Genomic DNA, 16,203 nt, shown 5'->3' on the forward strand with positions numbered 1-16,203 from the left:
CGATGACATCCCAGGCCCTCGCCCGCACAGCCGATCACACGGGCGACCCCACTGGTGATCCTGCACAGGCCGAACCCTCGCGCGGCGCGACGCCTCCACCAGGGCAGGCGTTGCTGCCACTGTGGGCGGCGGTGCCGGCCGCCACAGCGGCCGGGCTCGCGATGGACGCCGCGTTCCCCGCGCTCGGGTGGTGGCCGCTGGTGTTCGTCTCAGTAGCGCTGTTCCTAGCCGCTCTCATCGGTCGCAGCACGTGGGGCGCGGTCCTGGTCGGGGCAATCTTTGGCGCAGCGTTCTGGTTTCCACATGCGTCCTGGGCGACGCAGTTCCTGGGCGCACACCCGCTGAGCTGGGTTCCTTGGGTGGCGCTGGCCAGCGCGCTGACTATCTACTCGGCCGTGCTGACGGTGCCGATCGCGTGGGCCTACCGGTGGCTGCCGCGTCGGTACGAGGCCCCCGCGGTGCGGCTGCTCGCACTGCCGGCCCTGGTATCGGGAATCTGGACGGTCCGGGAGCTGATCATGGGCTCCTGGCCCTACGGTGGATTCCCCTGGGGACGCGTGGGCATGAGTCAATCAGAGAGCCCGATCGCGCCGGTGGCGTCATGGGTCGGCGTCTCCGGACTGGGATTCCTCATGGTCGCCCTGTGCGTCGCCACCATCGAAGCGCTCCGTTGGGCAGCGCACACCCGCCAGCCCAGGGACTACAACCCCAGCGCCGACGGTGCCGAGGAGTCGATAAGGTTGCCAGCGCGGTGGTCGGCACCGATCCCTGCGCTCGGGCTCGCGGCGGTGATGCTCCTGGTGCCGCAGTTCCGGACTAGTCATGCCGGCAGCATCCGGGTGGGCGCCGTGCAAGGCGATGGGCCTGCAGCCTATGTCGATGAGCACGAAGCGGGCGCGGTCCTGGACTCTCAGCTCGCCGCCTCCGCGCCCGTGGAGGAGGAGCAGGTCGATATCGTGCTCTGGCCCGAAGGAGGCGTAGACGCCGACCCGCTCGACGACGAGCCGACAGCGCAGGTGCTCAACGACGCCGCGGATCGATACGGTGCGCCGATCCTGCTCAACGCCGCCTCAGCAGAGGGTGACCTTGTCTACAACACGTCCTTCCTCTGGACCTCGACAGGGCCCGTGGCGACGCACGCCAAGCGTCATCCGGTCCCCTTCGGGGAGTATGTGCCCGACCGATGGTTCTACGGCGCTCTTGTGCCCAGCCTGGTGGGCCTCCTGCAACGCGAGTACACCGCCGGCGTCGACACGCCCGCCATCGACGTCGATGGGGTGGCCGTGGGGCTGGCGATCTGCTTCGACGTGGCATTCGACGACGTCATCCGCGAAAAGGTGCGCCGCCGCTGTGCGGCGATGAATGTTGAACCGCTCACCGAGTTCCACAAGCGTCGCACCCGCCTCGTACAGGGCGACCAGCTCGTCGACCTGCGCCGGGCTCAGAAAGGTTTGAGTCATCCCAACTGCACGCACCATCCGCCCCCGCGAGTCCAGCACAGACGGCTCCAACGGCCTCCGCTCCCGCCGATAGACCCCCCCGCGACCTGCGAGAAGCCGCGGTTTTCAAGGCCGGGCAGGGGTTCTCGAACTCTCTACGGAGGCCCACCCACGTCGCGCCCCGCCTTCCCGGTTCGAATGCCGGGAAGGCGGGGCGTTCGGTTTCCTCCCGCGAGTCCCCGCGCCCGCCTGCGATTTCCCGACACTCGTCCGAGTTGTCGACGTGGAGCGCTGTACGTGTCGGTAAGTCGGCACCGCGTCGGGAACTCGACGCAATCCACAGGGGTACTCCCGGGACCTTGTTCGTCGGCGGCGGGCGGGGATAGCGTGAATCGGCCGCACCCCGCACCCGACCATCGGAGGTCCTTCCATGCGCACCGTTCCCCTCGGTTCCACCGACATCCAGGTCCCGAACATCGTCGCCGGCATGATGCGGATCCCCGGGAAGTCGGATGAGCACATCCGTGCCCTCTACGCCGCCGCCCGCGAGAACGGCGTCACGTACTTCGACCACGCCGACCTCTACGGGTTCAACCACCCCGGCGGAGGACCCCACCTGTGCGAGGAACGCTTCGCCGGTGCGCTCCGGCTGAGCAGCGCGGAACGCGAGGAGATCGTCCTCCAGACGAAGACGAGTATCGTCGACGGGGACACGTGGCACTACGACCAGTCCTACGAGCACATCGTCGAATCCGTCGACCGCTCGCTCCGTGCCCTCGGCACCGACTACATCGACGTGCTGCTCCTGCACCGCCCCGACGCCCTCGTCGAGCCCGAGGAGGTCGCCCGTGCCTTCGACGACCTCGAGGCCGCGGGCAAGGTCCGCCACTTCGGCGTCTCCAACCACACGCCCGGCCAGATCGAGCTCCTCAGGACCGCCGTCCGCCAGAACCTCGTGGCGAACCAGCTGCAGCTCTCCCTCACCCATGCGAACCTCGTCGCCCAGGGGCTCGTCGCGAACATGAACGACGAACCCGGCGCTGTCTCCCGCGACAACGGGCTCCTCGACTACTCCCGCATCCACCGCATGACGATCCAGGCGTGGTCACCGTTCCAGCGCGGATTCGGCGGCGGCGTCCTCCTCGGAAACCCCGAGCTTCCCGAACTCAATACCGAACTCGAACGCCTCGCGGCGAAGTACGACGTCACCCCGACCGGCATCGCCACCGCCTGGATCACCCGGCACCCGGCCCACATGCAGGTCGTCCTCGGGACGACGACTCCCTCGCGCATCGCCGAGGCGGTCGCCGGCTCCGACCTCCCCCTCACCCGGCCCGAGTGGTACGGCCTCCTGCAGAAGGCCGGCCACCGCGTGCCCTGAGCCGCCGAACGTCAGCGCGGGCGGACGGTGAGACTCTGCCCCATCGTGCCGAGCGGCCCGTGCGCGTCGTGGAGGACGGAGCTCGTGAGGCCCACTCCCCCGGGACCGAAACTCACCGAGGTGTCGAAACCGAACCACGGACTCGGGCCCTCGGCCACACCGTCGCCGTCACCGTCGGCCGCACCGACGCCGTCACCATCGCCGTCGAAGCCGGCGTCCCGAGCGCCCCCACCACCGTCCCCACCGGCCTCCCCCGGCTGCCGGAACAGGTGCACCGTGAGGTCGACGTTGGGGAACATGACCTCCTCGGGCGACCGGCGGACCACCATCCCGTTGGCGATGTCGACGAGTCCCATCATGCGCGCGAGAGTGCTCACCCGCACCCCGTCGAGCAGCGCGTACGGGGTGCGGACCCAGTAGGCTCCCCGGCCCGGTGCCTCCTGGACCCGCCGCGTCTCCACCGACTCGATGAACCCGCCGGGCCACACCATCCGGGGATCGAACTCCGGGAACTCCTCGGGCACACCGAGCGGAGCGACCGGGGTCCCTTCCCATGCACGTGTGTCCCGGCTCGCCATGTGCCAGACCCGCAGGACGACCGCGTCACGGCCGTTCTGCGTCGCCACCGCCTCGGCGAGTTCGACGGTGCGACCCGGCCGCACGACCCGCACCCGCGTCGTGAACGGCTCCATCGTGAGCACCCCGAGGATGTCGACGGACAGCCGCGTCGGAACCACTGCGGCGCCTCGGCCGTGGCGGGTCTCCCGGTCCTCGTCGACGAGGTGCGTGAGCAGACCGAGGATCGGCCCGATGTGCTGTTCGTCGAGGGTCCAGGCCCCGCCGACGTGGCGGGTCGGTCGGAACTCCCGGGAATCGGTGGCGGCACCGACAGCACCGACCTCGGGACCGACGGCACCGACCCCATCGGAATCGGTGGCGCAGAAGTAGGCGTCGGGGGTCACAGGGGTCATCGTCGACCTTTCGTGCGGCGGGCAACTCCTTCTCGGAGACTACCCTGGGCTCCATGACGAACCTCTCCCTCAAGAACGCCTCCGACGTCTCCACCGCACCCGTCGTCGCCCTCGGCCTCCTCGGCGGGTACCTCACCGCCCGCGAGACCGGCATCCGCCCGCTCGGCGGGGTCGTCCTCGCCGCCGCCGGCGTCTACGCGGGCCGCACCTGGCTGAAGAAGAGCGGCCCATGGGCGACCGCCGCGCTCGGCGCCACCTACGTCCTCGGCTTCGGGCTCTCCCATCCGCTCGCGAAGAAGATCGGCGCCTGGCCGTCCGTCCTCGCGGTCACCGCGGCCGCCTCGGGCGCCTCCTATGCGCTCGTCGACCGAGCCTCGGCGGACTGACGCCCCTCCTTCGACGGATCCCCGGCGGGCTCCGCCTGCCGATCACCCGTCATCTCCCGAGGCGCCACGCCGGGCCCCTCGCCCGTCCGCACCCGCTGCCGGGCCTCACCTCAACGGAGCCCTCATCCGAGCCCGAGCACCGTCGTCGCGATCGTGAAGTAGAGGATGAGCCCCGTCACGTCGCAGAACGTCGAGATGAACGGGTTGGAAAACACCGCGGGGTCCGCACCGACGCGTTTCGCGATGATCGGCATGAGGCCGCCGACGCTCGCGGCCATCACGCACACCGACAGCAGTGTGAGGGCGGTCCTTCCCGGTGGGAGCGAGCATGCGGGGAGAGAACTGCACTCACCGCGGCAGAGCGTACCGGTGTTCGGGCCGTCCCGACCTCCCGTAGTTGAGTCTCACCTCGACGATCCCCCGGGACGCGAGCGCGACGAGGTGCCGTTGGGCCGTCGCGCGCGAGACTCCCGCGCGTTCTCCCACCTCGGCGGCGGACGCACCCCCACTGCCGAGTGCGTCGAGCATCACCTGTTCGGTCACGGACCGACTCGGTGAGGTCGGGGCGTCGGAGCCGTGCATGATCGCGAGCGCCCGGTCGATCTCCGCCTGCCGGGGTGTGTCCGTCCCGCCGAGGATGTTCCGGAACCGGCGGTACCGGTCGAGGCGGACCTCGAGCATCTGCCGGTCGAAGGGCTTCACGAGGTGGGCGAGGGCCCCGGCCCGCAGGGACCGTCGCACCGATGCGGCGTCTCCGGCCGCCGTGAGCACGAACGCGTCGACCCCGCAGGCCCGCACGAACTCGATGCCGTCGCCGTCCGGCAGGTACACGTCGACGAGGACGAGGTCCGGTGACCGGTCACGGACGGCGGCCGACGCCTCGGCGAGGGTGTGGACGGGGTCGAGCGCCGCGAAACCGGGCGCGGCGGCGACGATGTCGCGGTGGATCCCCGCGACCCGGAAGTCGTCGTCGACGACGAGCGTCCTGATCGGTGCGGTCATGCGTCCTCGCTCTCCTGTACTGCTGTGCCGGACTGTGCTGCTGTGCCGGACTGTGCTGCTGTGTGTGGCGGTGTTGCTGTGTGTGGCGGTGTGTCGTCGCCGGACTCGAGCGCCTCCGGGATCCGGGCGGCGACGACGGCACCACCGAGGTCGTCCGTGGACCTGCCGTCCGCACCGCCCGTCACCGCGGCGCCACCGGGTCCCCCGAGCTCCTCACCGCCCGGCGGCCAGCCGCGGTCGACGATCCACAGCCGACCGCCTCGGCGTTCCACGAGGGCGCGGCTGAGCCGCCACCCGATCCCGTGTCCGTGCACGGCCCCCGGTCCCGCCGCTGCTGCCACCGGTGCCGCCGCCCCGGGTCCCCGTGCGACGCCGGGTCCGTGCACGGTCGCGGCGTACCGGGCGACCTCGCTGCGCACCTCCGGATCCTCCGCAACGGACCGCGCGATCGCGAGCGAGGAGGACTCGGCCTCCGCGGACACCCGGCTCACGACCACCGCGGCGATGACGCCGGCGCACAGCACGATGACGAGGCCGACCGTCGTGAGGTGGACGAGGAGGATGCGCGTGGCGAAACGCGGACCGCGAACAGGAGGCACCGCCACACCGTACGCCACCCGCCGACCACCGAATGAGCACAATGCGCAGAACGCGCTCGGTGCGCAGATACCGGGTCAATGCGCACAACCGGTCGCCCACGTGACCGGCGCCTCTAAGGTGATCGCCGTTGCTCCCCGCACGCAGTGCCGTCCACACCGACGGCGCGTGCACCCCCGCGAACGACGACAAAGGAGTCGGACCGTGCCTCTGTCCTACACCCCCGCCGACGGGATCCTCGTCCTGCTCGGTTTCGCCATGGTCCTCACCTTCATGGCGCTCATCATGCTCCGCAGGCTCACCCCGCTCGTCGCCCTCGTCCTCGTCCCCGTCGTGTTCGGCCTCATCGCCGGCGCGGGCATGGGGATCGGCGACATGGTGATCGACGCGATCGGCTCGATGGCCCCGACCGCCGCGCTCCTCATGTTCGGGATCATGTACTTCGGCCTCATGATCGACGTCGGTCTCTTCGACCCTCTCGTCCGGTTCATCACCCGGATGCTCGGCGACGACCCGGCGAAGATCGTCCTCGGCACCGCGGTGCTCGCGGGTGTCGTCTCGCTCGACGGCGACGGGTCGACGACCTTCATCATCACGACCTCGGCGATGCTGCCGCTCTACCTGCGCATGGGCATGAGCCCGGTCGTCCTCACGTGCGTCGCCGGTCTCATGAACGGCACGATGAACATCGTGCCGCGGGGGGCGGCCCGACGGTCCGTGCCGCCACCGCGCTGGGCCTCCAGCCGACCGACGTCTTCGTCCCGATGGTGCCCTCACTCGTCGTGGGTCTCGCCGTCGCCCTCACCTTCGCGGGGTTCCTCGGCCTGGCCGAACGCAAGCGGCTCGGGAGGATCGACCGCACCCGCTTCGGCGGGGCGGCGTTCACCGACGGCGCAGTGGCGCCGGCCGGGCTCGGCTCCGACGGTGCCTCCGGGGGCCGCCGAGGCGCCTCGACCTCGGGCGAGGACGCACCTTCCGGCGGTGCCGGGCCGCGCGCGGGTGGCGGCGCCTCGGCGTCCGACTCCCCTGCCTCTGCCGGTGCGGGAACCTCCGGGGTCTCCGTGCTCGAGCGCGCGGGTGATGAGCACGAGCACCGGACCGAGGCGGACCTCGTCGATCTCACCGACACGACGATGGCCGACACGATGCTCGATCCGATGCGTCCGACCCTGCGGCCGAAGCTCCTGTGGTTCAACCTCGCACTCACGGTCGTCCTCATGGTCGTCCTCGTGCTCGACGTCATCCCGCTCGCGTTCGTCTTCATGATCGGGACCGCGCTCGCGCTCGTCGTGAACTTCCCGAAGGTGAAGGACCAGCAGGCGGCGATGGCGGCACACGCCCCGAGCACCGGTCGTCTCCCTCGTCATGCTCACGGTCGGTGTGCTCGTGGGTGTGGTGCCGTTCCTCTGAGCTGTAGCGTTCTCCTCTGAAGAAGCACAGCAATGAGGCCCTGTCCGGATTCCGGGCAGGGCCTCACTGCTGCAACGGGGGCTCGCCCCGCCGCCTCACATCCAGACGATCGGGGTGACGCCCTTCGTCCCGACATGGACGCGGGGGTCGCACGAGCGCACGGTCGCATCGACGCGGTACTTGATCTTCTGCATGCCGTAGAGGTTGACCTCGGTGCCGTCGATCTCGTGCCACTGGGTGAACCCGAAGACGACACGGTGATTGCCGTTCACCGGCAGGAGGACGACGGCCTCCCAGTCGAAGGGGGTCGAACGGCCGAGGAGACGCAGCCAGGCCCGGCGGACCGGTCCCACTCCGTGGGAAGCCATGCCGTAGCGGATGAGGCGGTCGTTCTCCTCGATGACCGTGAGGCCCTCGAAGTCCTCGTCCGGACCGACGACGAACCGGTGGAGGACACTGCGGAGGAGCTCCTCGGAGGCCTCGGTCTCGTAGTGCCACGACTTCCCGGTGAGGCACTCGGCCTTCCGCGCCGGAGCGGCGGGGTTGGAACGGATCGGGCGCACGGCGCGGTCGGTCCGCACCTCTCGGTCGGCCCGGGCACCTGTGGAGCCGGAGGAGGCCGGGGTGCGCGGCGCCTCGGCGGTGGATCCGACTGTCGCACTCGCGTCCCGGCGCTCCTGCAGGTGCTCGCGGATGTAGCGGTCGAAGAGGAAGAACAGACCGGCGAATGCGATGAACGTGATGACTGCGACGACCGATCCCATGGTGTTCTGCTCTCCCCTCCCGCGTGCCGGTCGCACCCCCTGCGGCCGGCGGTCACGGGCGCAGCATCCCCGTGCGCGCCCCACATGACCGGAGAACACGGTAGGTCGAAAGGGTCGTTCAATGCTGAATCATCCGGATGGGGACCGGACCCGTTTCAGGATGCGTACGATCCTACGGATCCGAAGGGTTTCGCGTGGAGCGGTTCACAGTCGCCGCATTCACCGTGGGGCCGGTCGCAGTTCACCGGGAGTTCAGCTCAGCTGCGCCTCGAAGTCGAGGTCCTTGGTCTCCTTCGTCATGGCGATGAAGAGCGCGGTGACCGCGGCCGCCACGACGATGTATCCGCCGACCGACCAGATCGATCCACCCTCCGCCTGCCAGAGCGCCACGAGAACGAACGGGGCGGGGCCGGCACCGATGACCGAACCCATGTTGTACGCGATCGCGGAACCGGTGTACCGCACATTCACGGGGAAGAGCTCCGGCAGGAACGCGGCCATCGGCCCGAAGGTCTGACCGACGATCGTGAAGCCGAGGATCAGGCCGAGGATCACACCCCACGTACCGGCGGTGAACAGCGGCTGCACGAGGAGACCGTAGACCGCGGTCGCGGCGGTGCCGAGGAGCAGCAGGCGCTTGCGGCCGAGCTTCTCCGAGAGGATGCCGGAGAGGAAGATCGAGATCGCGAAGAAGACCTCGCCGATGATGAGGTATACGAGGAACTCGGTCTTCGGATAGCCGAGCCCGGGGACGAACGTCGAGGCATCGAAGGAGTTGCCCGCGGCCGCGGCAGCAGCGGCTGCCTGCTCGGCGGTCGCGGCCGTCGCACCCCACGTGAGGGTGAACGAGGTCATGAAGTAGAAGATGACGTAGGTGCCGACCATCGCCATGGTGCCGAGGACGAGCGCCTTCCAGCTCGACCTGAACACCTGGCCGAGCGGCGCCTTGGCGATCTCCTGCTTCTCGGAGGCCTTCTGGAAGGCCGGGGTCTCCATGAGCTTGAAGCGGACGTACAGACCGACCGCGACGAGCAGCGCGGACATGAGGAACGGGACACGCCAGCCCCACGTGAGGAAGGCCTCCTCGGAGAGCACGGCCACGATGACGACGAAGAAGATGTTCGCGATGATGAAGCCGGCCGGTGCGCCGAGCTGCGGGAACGTCCCGTAGATCGCGCGTTTGCCCTTCGGCGCGTTCTCGGTGGCGAGCAGGGCCGCGCCCGACCACTCACCGCCGAGGCCGATGCCCTGCGAGAACCGCAGGATCACGAGCAGGGTCGGGGCGAGGATGAGCCATCCGGGTGTCGCCGCGGTCGGCAGGAGGCCGATGAAGAACGTCCCGATCCCCATGATGAGGAGCGAGGCGACAAGCGTCTTCTTGCGGCCGACACGGTCGCCGAAGTGCCCGAAGAGCACCGAACCGAGGGGGCGCGCGATGAATGCGACACCGAAGATCGCGAAGGAGGACAGCAGCTGCGTCGTGCTCGTCTGGTTCGGGAAGAAGAGCGCCGGGAAGACGAGGGAGGACGCGGTCGCGTAGGCGTAGAAGTCGAAGAACTCGATCGTCGTCCCGACCATCGAGGCGGAGATGACACGGGCCGGCGTATTGGCCTTGCGGGCGGCGGTGACCGCCTCGCTCTCGGCCGCCGGAGCGGGGCCCGCGCCCTCGGCTCCCTCGGTCACCTCGGCTGAGGCGGAATCTCGCGTCACGGACATAATTCCTCGGTTCTCACGTGGGGTGATGCCGGTTCGACCGACCGGCGACTGCAACGGCGAGAGAATACCCGGGGCGTCTCATAGTCCGAATCCGTAGTCCATCATGTGAAACGGAGCGAAAATCACTTCACCCGGAATCGCGCAAGGGGTTGGCACAGGGCCCAGAAGGGCCCAGACTGGTGCCACACCCGGGACGCCGGGCCTCTCTGATGAAAGGACGTGTCATGGTTGTCATCGGTTGGATCATCGTCGGCGCACTCGCAGGTGCCCTCGCCCGCCTCATCATTCCGGGCAAGCAGGGCGGCGGGTTCTTCAGCGCCATCATCCTCGGACTCATCGGCGCCTTCGTCGGCGGGTTGCTCTTCGGCCTGTTCGGCGGCAAGGGCATCGGAGCCGTGTTCTCCGACCCGTGGTCATGGGGTTCGTTCTTCATCGCGGTGATCGGCGCACTCGTGTTCTCGTTCGTCTGGTCGCTCCTCACGAAGAACCGCGACCGCAACCCGGTCTGAGCGCGAACGCCCGTACTCACGGCCGTTCACGACTCGGGGCGCCTCGGGATCCGTTCCCGAGGCGCCCCGCGCTGTGTCCGAGCACCTCACCGCTCGCCGGCCTCACCATTCGTCGGTGTCGTCGGAGAGGACCCTCGCCGCGAGCCTCCGCCCGTGCGTGAGGCGACCGATGTCGGTACCGGAGTCGAAGTTCGAGCCGAGCCCGCCGGCGAAGGTCCCGAGCGAGGCGCTCAGCCAGGCGATGCGGAAGTACGCGCCGGAACCGGCCTCCTCACCGATCGTCTGCGAGAGGAACTCGATCTCGATGACGGCGAACGACGCGAGGAGGATGCCGAGGTAGAGCGTGAGGTACAGGGTCACGACCCCGAGCAGCAGGGTGACGACCGTCGAGGCGTTGTACATCGCCGCCTCGACACGGCCCCCGAGGAGCCCGCCGCGGTCCCAGAATCCGTTGCGGACGACGAGCCAGAGCACCATCGCGAAGACGACGACGAGACTCACGAGGCCAAGACGCCACGGCGAGAGCGCCTGCGCCATCTGCCAGACGGACGAGTAGAAGACACCGAATCCGGCGGTCGCGGTCGCCGCCGCGAGGCATCCGGACAGGCGGGCGAAGGAGTGGAACGGGCGGTTGCTGCGGACCATTCCGGCGACGAGGAGGAGCCGGGCGGGACGGCGTCGGGAGAACGCGACGAGCGCCCCTTCCGCGGGCGATTCGTCCGCCACGGAGCGTGCAGAACCGTGTTCGAGGTCCTCCCCGCGGCGCGCCACCCGGTCGGGCGAGTCCTCTTCGAGAGCCGCGAGCGCCTCGAGCACGGTGTCGCGCAGCCGGCGCACGAGGCGGATCGCCCCGAGGGCGGGCAGCGAGACGACGATCACCCGATCCTCGGGGAACACCTCCCACACCTTGGGTCGGCGCCCCCGCCGGCGCGGCACCTCCGTGATGACGACGAGAACGTCACCGCCGATGTTCTCCCGGGCCCACGACCGCACCCGGGAGAGCATGAGCGCTCCGTTCTCGCGGAGCGGTACGGTCCGGCGGCTGAGCCGGAAGTCGTAGTCGGCGAGCGCCGGGTCCGCCGAGCGGACTCCGGGTACACGCCGTTCCCCACCGTCCGCGACGGCCTCGGCGTCCCTGCCGAGGTGCAGCGCGCGTTCGGTCACCGTGGTGGTGAAACCCGGGTCGGCGACGATCGAAACGGAGAGCGGTTCGGCCATGCCCCCAGCCTGCCGCTGGGCCCATGAAGGAACAAGAGCGGGCGGTGGACTCCCACCGCCCGCTCAGGCGTATGTCGCGGAGGCCGCGCTTCAGGGCCTCCGGGCCGTGCTCAGGGCCTCCGTCCGAGGCGACTCAGGCGGCCGCGTGCCGACTCAGGCGGCCTCGGGCCATTCGAGCCAGAGGCCGGGGACGCGCTCGCAGACCCGGGCGGCGAGGTTGCGCCACCAGTCGACGGGCATCCCGGGGTCGTGATGCCACTGATGGCCCTGGTCGAGGGTGCGCGGGATCGTCATCGGCCAGCGGTCCTCGCGCTCGCGGAAGTGCTCGGCGTAACGCTCGACGACGCGGGCGGTGCGGTCGGCGAGGACGGTGAGCTCCTCGGCCACGGAGACGGGGACCGGGGACTCTCCCGTACCCCACTTGCGCACCGTGCGCGGGGAGACGCCGAGGTGGTCGGCGAGCCAGCTGTCCGACAGGCCCAGGAATTCACGGGTCGCGCGGAAGGTTGCGGAGTTCATCATGATGGGTGCTTCGGTCTGCATATGTTTCACCTATGGAATTCGGGAGGGTGGCCGGCCTCCTCGAGGGGAGCTAGGAAAATACTTGCCCAAGGCAATATAATGACTCTTTCGTAATTATCTGCCTCGCTGATGCTACAACCGCAGGCCCTGTTCCGTCTCTGTGAACGTGCCCACAGTGTGTTGTATGCTTCGCCCTGCATTCCCGGGCGGGACCCCTCGGTCGCGCCACGCGCTCGGGCGCGCTCTGCGGCGCGGTCTCCGGCGCGCTTTTCCGGCGCGCTTTCCGGCCCGGAGGGGTGGTGGCGGGCACCCGAGCGCGGGAGACTCGGAGGCATGAGTACGCAGAAGCCTGTCGCCACGTTCGATTGCTACGGAACACTCATCGATTTCGGCCTCGGTAACGCCGTCCTCCCGATCATCGCCGACCGCCTCGACGAGGTCGGGACCGATCACGAGGTCTTCCTCGAACACTGGCGGGTCATCCGTTTCCATGCGGTCGCCGCCGGCCCCTACACCCGTTACCAGGACCTCATCGCGCTCACCCTCGAGACGACGATGCTCCTCCACGGCGCCGCCTACCACCCCTCGTACGCAGAGGAACTCCTCGAGCGGGTGCGTGGGTTCACCGCCTTCCCCGAGGTCCCCGCGGCGCTGGCGGAGATCGCCGACCTCGGCGTCGAGATCGCGATCATCACGAACTCGGACCGGGACCTCGTCCCGCCGCACATCCGAGCACTCGAGGTCGACGTCGATCACGTCGTCACGGCGGAGGACTCCGGCTGGTACAAGCCACGGCCCGGCGCGTTCGAGTACCTCTTCCGCGTGCTCGACCGCGATCTCTCGCTCGTGACGCACTGCGCCCAGGGCTGGGACTACGACATCATGCCGACGAAGAAGTACGGGATCGACCGCGTGTGGATCAATCGTGCGGGACTGCCCGGCAGCGACTTCTACGCCCCGTACACGGAGATGCCCGACCTCACCGCCCTCCCCGGTTATTTCCGGGCGAAGCTCGCGGAATAGGAAGGACGCCGGAACGCACCGAGGCGCCCCGGAACGCAGAAGGGCAACAACTCCACTGCGTCCCATGACTTTCATCGACCGCGGACCTTCGGTCGATGAAAGTCATGGAAGTGATCGGAGTTGTTGCCCTTGGAGGGCCGGGCCTCGGGAACGGGTCAGAGGTGCGGCCGGAAGTGCGTCACCACGAGATCGCGGTCCGCCGGAATCGAGGCCGTCTCCGCGCCGAACTTCTCGATCACGAGGCGCTGGAGCGGTGTCCCTGCGACCTCGGCCATCTCGATCCGCGCCTGGAGGTCCCCGGTGTTTCCGGGGATCCGCCACACGAGGTCAGCGGCACTCACACACCAGAGGGCTCGATCACTCAGCGGCGGTACATCCCGTGCGATCCCACCGACGTCGTCGAGGAGCCCGCGGAACTTCTCGTCCCGGATCTCCGGCGGCACATCGCTGAACAGATTCGCCGAGGCGATCCCGGCGAGGTCGGCGAACGAACCTCCCGAAGTGGCAATCCTGTCGATCGACTCGGCGGCCCGTACCGTCTCGGGCCACAGGTCGACCTCACGAGCCGGCAGGTCGAGCGCGTCGAGAACGTCGGCGAGGAGCCCGGCGGCCCATTCGGCGGCAGGCATTCCGTTCGAGTTCACGAACACGACCGTGCCGATGCCGGATTCGCAGTGCCACCGCATGTTCGTCGAGAAGCCCGGGAGGCCTCCCGAATGCTGGGCGATCGCGCCGTACCGGGTATTCATCTCCACGACGAGACCGAGCCCGTACCCGACCGCGTCGTAGTCCCCGCCCCGGACCATCCGCCCGGACATGCTGTGGATCGGCGTCTGGAGTCGCTGCATGAGCCGGCGGGACGCCGCGGACAGCAGAGGTGGACCGGCCTCGTCCGCAGGGCGAGCGAATGCAGCGCTCAACCACGACACCCACCGGGCAATGTCCGTTGCAGTGCTGTAGAGCGAGCCGGCGGAACCGAGGATCCCCGTTTCCACGAAAGGTCGATGGATCCACGAGGTGCCGTCGTCGAAGGACGTGAAACCGAGCATCATGTCGGTCCCGCTCGGGTACTCGGACCAGTCGTACTTCGTCATCGTGAGCCCGAGCGGTTCGATGAGTTCACGCGTGATGAACGATTCGAATCGCTCGCCGGCCACTGCCTCGAGGACGATACCGACGAGTCCGAACCCGACGTTCGAGTACTGGTACCGGGCACCGGGGATGTCGGAGAACCGCAGCCCCTGCGCGATGAGCGCTCGGACATCCTCCCGCGACATCCCGAGGTGGTGGTCCGCCCACGCATTGTCCTCAGGCAGACCCGAGCTGTTCGTGCACAGCATCCGCACGGTGACCGGGACGACCTCGCCGAGCACCACCGGATCACGGAACTCCGGGACGTACCGGCTGACCGGTGCGTCGAGATCGACGAGTCCCCGTTCGACGAGGACGAGGAGTCCTGCGATGAGGAAACTCTTCGACATCGAGCAGATACGCGACAGGGTGTCGGGCCCGGGCGGCAGAGAAGCCCGGGCCGACACCTCGATCCCCTCGACCACGGCACCGGGTGCCGTGGCCGAAGTTCCGAGGCCCCGATGGAACAGGACGCCGGTGCGGTCGTACACCGCGTACCCGACTGCGGGGGCTTTGACCTCGACGTCGTCGAACCAGTGGTCGAGCCGATCGACGAGGGGCGCGGGAAGACTCACGTCGTTCATTCGCTGATCGTCGCGGTCCGGAGTCCGTAGGTACCGAGGACGCCGGGCGCGAATTCGACGTCGTCGGAGAACGCGTAGAGGGAGGGCTGGAACACGATCGGGATGATCGGCGCCTCTTCCTCGACGATGTGCTGGATCTCCGAGTAGAGCTTCGTCCGCACCGCGTCGTCGGTCTCGGTGACCGCCTCGGCGGCCTTCTCGTACACCTCCGGGTTGGTGTAGCCGGAACGGATACCGGCGTCGTCGGTGAGGGCGAGGAAGCTCACCATCTGCGAGGTGTCGACGACGTCGGAGGTCGCGTAACCGATCTGGATCTGGAAGTTCCCTGCTGCACGATTGGAGGAGAACGTCGCGGCATCGACGGGAGTCACGGTGACGTCGAAGCCGAGTTCGGACCACGCGGCCTGGGCGATCTGCGAGATCTGCTCACGGTCCTGGATACCCGAGGCCACCTGGATCTCGAGCGGGATGCCGTCCGGGTGACCGGACTCCGCGAGGGTCTGCTGCGCGAGAGCCATGTCGAAGACGTCGCCCTCGACGGCGTCGTCGTGGTGTGGCAGGCCCGGTGAGATGAAGGAGTTCGCCGGTTCCGCGTATCCGGCGAGGACCGTGTCGACGATGGACTGTCGGTCGACTGCGTACGAGAGCGCGCGGCGGACCTTCGGATCGTCGAGACCTTCAACGGTGTTGTTGATGTTGAAGTAGAGGAGTTTGGTCGATTCGAAGGATTCGGCAACCACGCCCTCTGCGGTGGAGAGGGATTCCATCGTGGTGGCGGACGGCTCCTCGATGACATCGACCTGACCGCCCTGCAACTGCAGCATGCGCGTATTGTCGTCGGGTACCACCTGGAACGTCACGGAATCGATCTTCGGCTGTTCGGAGTTCCAGTACTCGGGATTCTTCACGAGCTTGAGCGACTGCCCCTTCGTCCAGGAGTCGAAGGTGAAGGGGCCGGTACCGTTCGCGTTCTCCGCCATCCACGCCTCGTCGTGCCCGCCGAAATCGCTCGGGTAGATCGACGCCGCGAACAGTGCGAGGAACGACGGCAGCGGGGTCCAGCGCTCCGCCAGCTCGATATCGATCGTGTGATCGTCGATCACGACGACGTCGGTGATGGGGGCGAACTCACCGGCCCACGCGTTCGCCTCGTTCGAAGTGTCCCGCGCATAGTCGAGGGAGAACTTCACGTCTTCGGCGTCGAGGGCGGAGCCGTCGTGGAACTTCACACCCTCGCGGATCTTGAAGGTCCAGGTGAGCCCGTCCTCGGACTCGGTCCATTCCGTGGCGAGACCCGGCTCCACACCGGTGCCGTCCGACTTGTTGAGGGTGAGCGTCTCGTACACCTGCTGGAGCATCCAGATATCGGTGTTCTGTGTCGTGGTCGGCGGCAGGAGGGTCGTCGAGTCGGCCGACCGCGCGAGCACGAGGTCTCCGTCGCTGCCGCCCGCGGCAGCGACGTCGGCCTCGCTGGAGGCACAACCTGTCGCGAGCAGGACGACGGTCGCCAGACCGGCGATGGCGCTGCCCAAGCGTCGAATTTTCATGGG

General features: G+C 68.6%; 14 protein-coding genes and 2 pseudogenes. 6 read left to right on the forward strand and 10 right to left on the reverse strand.

The genetic code is table 11. From position 1 onward, the window contains the following. Nucleotides 1–2 precede the first annotated feature (2 nt). Nucleotides 3–1,955: an apolipoprotein N-acyltransferase gene (gene lnt / locus ABD172_RS13250; protein WP_344310362.1), complete on the forward strand. Its 1,953-nt coding sequence runs from the start codon at nucleotides 3–5 to the stop codon at nucleotides 1,953–1,955. Next, nucleotides 1,870–2,820 carry an aldo/keto reductase gene (locus ABD172_RS13255; RefSeq protein WP_344310364.1) on the forward strand — a complete coding sequence of 317 codons (951 nt, stop codon included), beginning with the start codon at nucleotides 1,870–1,872 and terminating at the stop codon, nucleotides 2,818–2,820. The genes lnt and ABD172_RS13255 overlap by 86 nt, the downstream gene beginning before the upstream one ends. Nucleotides 2,821–2,831: 11 nt before the next feature. Here the strand turns inward: ABD172_RS13255 and ABD172_RS13260 are convergent, their stop codons facing one another. Then, nucleotides 2,832–3,791 (reverse strand): thioesterase family protein, encoded by a 960-nt coding sequence (locus ABD172_RS13260; RefSeq protein ID WP_344310365.1) that lies wholly within the window; start codon nucleotides 3,789–3,791, stop codon nucleotides 2,832–2,834. Between the two features lie 53 nt (nucleotides 3,792–3,844). Here ABD172_RS13260 and ABD172_RS13265 point away from each other — a divergent pair, with 53 nt between their 5' ends. After that, complete coding sequence (locus ABD172_RS13265) at nucleotides 3,845–4,177, forward strand: hypothetical protein (RefSeq protein ID WP_344310366.1); 333 nt, start codon at nucleotides 3,845–3,847, stop codon at nucleotides 4,175–4,177. A 122-nt stretch (nucleotides 4,178–4,299) separates the two neighbouring features. Here the strand turns inward: ABD172_RS13265 and ABD172_RS13270 are convergent. The 3 genes and pseudogenes from ABD172_RS13270 to ABD172_RS13280 form a co-directional block, all read right to left on the reverse strand. After that, nucleotides 4,300–4,479: pseudogene (locus ABD172_RS13270) on the reverse strand (magnesium transporter); the annotation flags it as partial. Nucleotides 4,480–4,525: 46 nt separating this feature from the next. Then, nucleotides 4,526–5,179, reverse strand: a complete 654-nt coding sequence (locus ABD172_RS13275) for a response regulator (RefSeq protein WP_344310367.1) — start codon at nucleotides 5,177–5,179, stop codon at nucleotides 4,526–4,528. Continuing rightward, entirely contained in the window at nucleotides 5,176–5,778 is a 603-nt protein-coding gene (locus ABD172_RS13280; protein ID WP_344310369.1) for a hypothetical protein, read from the reverse strand. The genes ABD172_RS13275 and ABD172_RS13280 overlap by 4 nt, the downstream gene beginning before the upstream one ends. 256 nt (nucleotides 5,779–6,034) lie before the next feature. On the opposite strand from ABD172_RS13280, the pseudogene ABD172_RS13285 reads away from it, so the two are divergent. Continuing rightward, nucleotides 6,035–7,053, forward strand: a pseudogene (locus ABD172_RS13285) (SLC13 family permease); the annotation flags it as partial. A 228-nt stretch (nucleotides 7,054–7,281) separates the two neighbouring features. Here the strand turns inward: ABD172_RS13285 and ABD172_RS13290 are convergent. Both ABD172_RS13290 and ABD172_RS13295 read right to left on the reverse strand, forming a co-directional pair. Then, complete coding sequence (locus ABD172_RS13290) at nucleotides 7,282–7,950, reverse strand: hypothetical protein (protein WP_344310371.1); 669 nt, start codon at nucleotides 7,948–7,950, stop codon at nucleotides 7,282–7,284. Between the two features lie 252 nt (nucleotides 7,951–8,202). After that, nucleotides 8,203–9,633, reverse strand: coding sequence for an MFS transporter (locus ABD172_RS13295; protein ID WP_425546692.1), 1,431 nt, complete (start codon nucleotides 9,631–9,633; stop codon nucleotides 8,203–8,205). Between the two features lie 257 nt (nucleotides 9,634–9,890). On the opposite strand from ABD172_RS13295, the gene ABD172_RS13300 reads away from it, so the two are divergent. Continuing rightward, the gene (locus ABD172_RS13300) at nucleotides 9,891–10,175 is read left to right on the forward strand and encodes a GlsB/YeaQ/YmgE family stress response membrane protein (protein ID WP_344310372.1); all 285 of its coding nucleotides are present in this window, start codon (nucleotides 9,891–9,893) and stop codon (nucleotides 10,173–10,175) included. A gap of 102 nt (nucleotides 10,176–10,277) precedes the next feature. On the opposite strand, the gene ABD172_RS13305 is transcribed toward ABD172_RS13300, so the two are convergent. Next, complete coding sequence (locus tag ABD172_RS13305) at nucleotides 10,278–11,393, reverse strand: hypothetical protein (protein WP_344310374.1); 1,116 nt, start codon at nucleotides 11,391–11,393, stop codon at nucleotides 10,278–10,280. A 153-nt stretch (nucleotides 11,394–11,546) separates the two neighbouring features. Further along, nucleotides 11,547–11,936: a helix-turn-helix domain-containing protein gene (locus ABD172_RS13310; RefSeq protein WP_344310376.1), complete on the reverse strand. Its 390-nt coding sequence runs from the start codon at nucleotides 11,934–11,936 to the stop codon at nucleotides 11,547–11,549. Between the two features lie 312 nt (nucleotides 11,937–12,248). Between ABD172_RS13310 and ABD172_RS13315 the strand changes: the two genes are divergently transcribed. Next, nucleotides 12,249–12,938: an HAD family hydrolase gene (locus ABD172_RS13315; RefSeq protein WP_344310378.1), complete on the forward strand. Its 690-nt coding sequence runs from the start codon at nucleotides 12,249–12,251 to the stop codon at nucleotides 12,936–12,938. A 155-nt stretch (nucleotides 12,939–13,093) separates the two neighbouring features. Here the strand turns inward: ABD172_RS13315 and ABD172_RS13320 are convergent, their stop codons facing one another. Continuing rightward, nucleotides 13,094–14,653, reverse strand: a complete 1,560-nt coding sequence (locus ABD172_RS13320; RefSeq protein ID WP_344310379.1) for a serine hydrolase domain-containing protein — start codon at nucleotides 14,651–14,653, stop codon at nucleotides 13,094–13,096. Further along, nucleotides 14,650–16,200 (reverse strand): ABC transporter substrate-binding protein, encoded by a 1,551-nt coding sequence (locus tag ABD172_RS13325; protein ID WP_344310381.1) that lies wholly within the window; start codon nucleotides 16,198–16,200, stop codon nucleotides 14,650–14,652. Before ABD172_RS13325 ends, ABD172_RS13320 begins: the two co-directional genes overlap by 4 nt. Between the last annotated feature and the right edge of the window lie 3 nt (nucleotides 16,201–16,203).

It is taken from the genome of Brevibacterium samyangense (assembly GCF_039529845.1).
GTDB classification, from domain to species: Bacteria; Actinomycetota; Actinomycetes; order Actinomycetales; family Brevibacteriaceae; genus Brevibacterium; species Brevibacterium samyangense.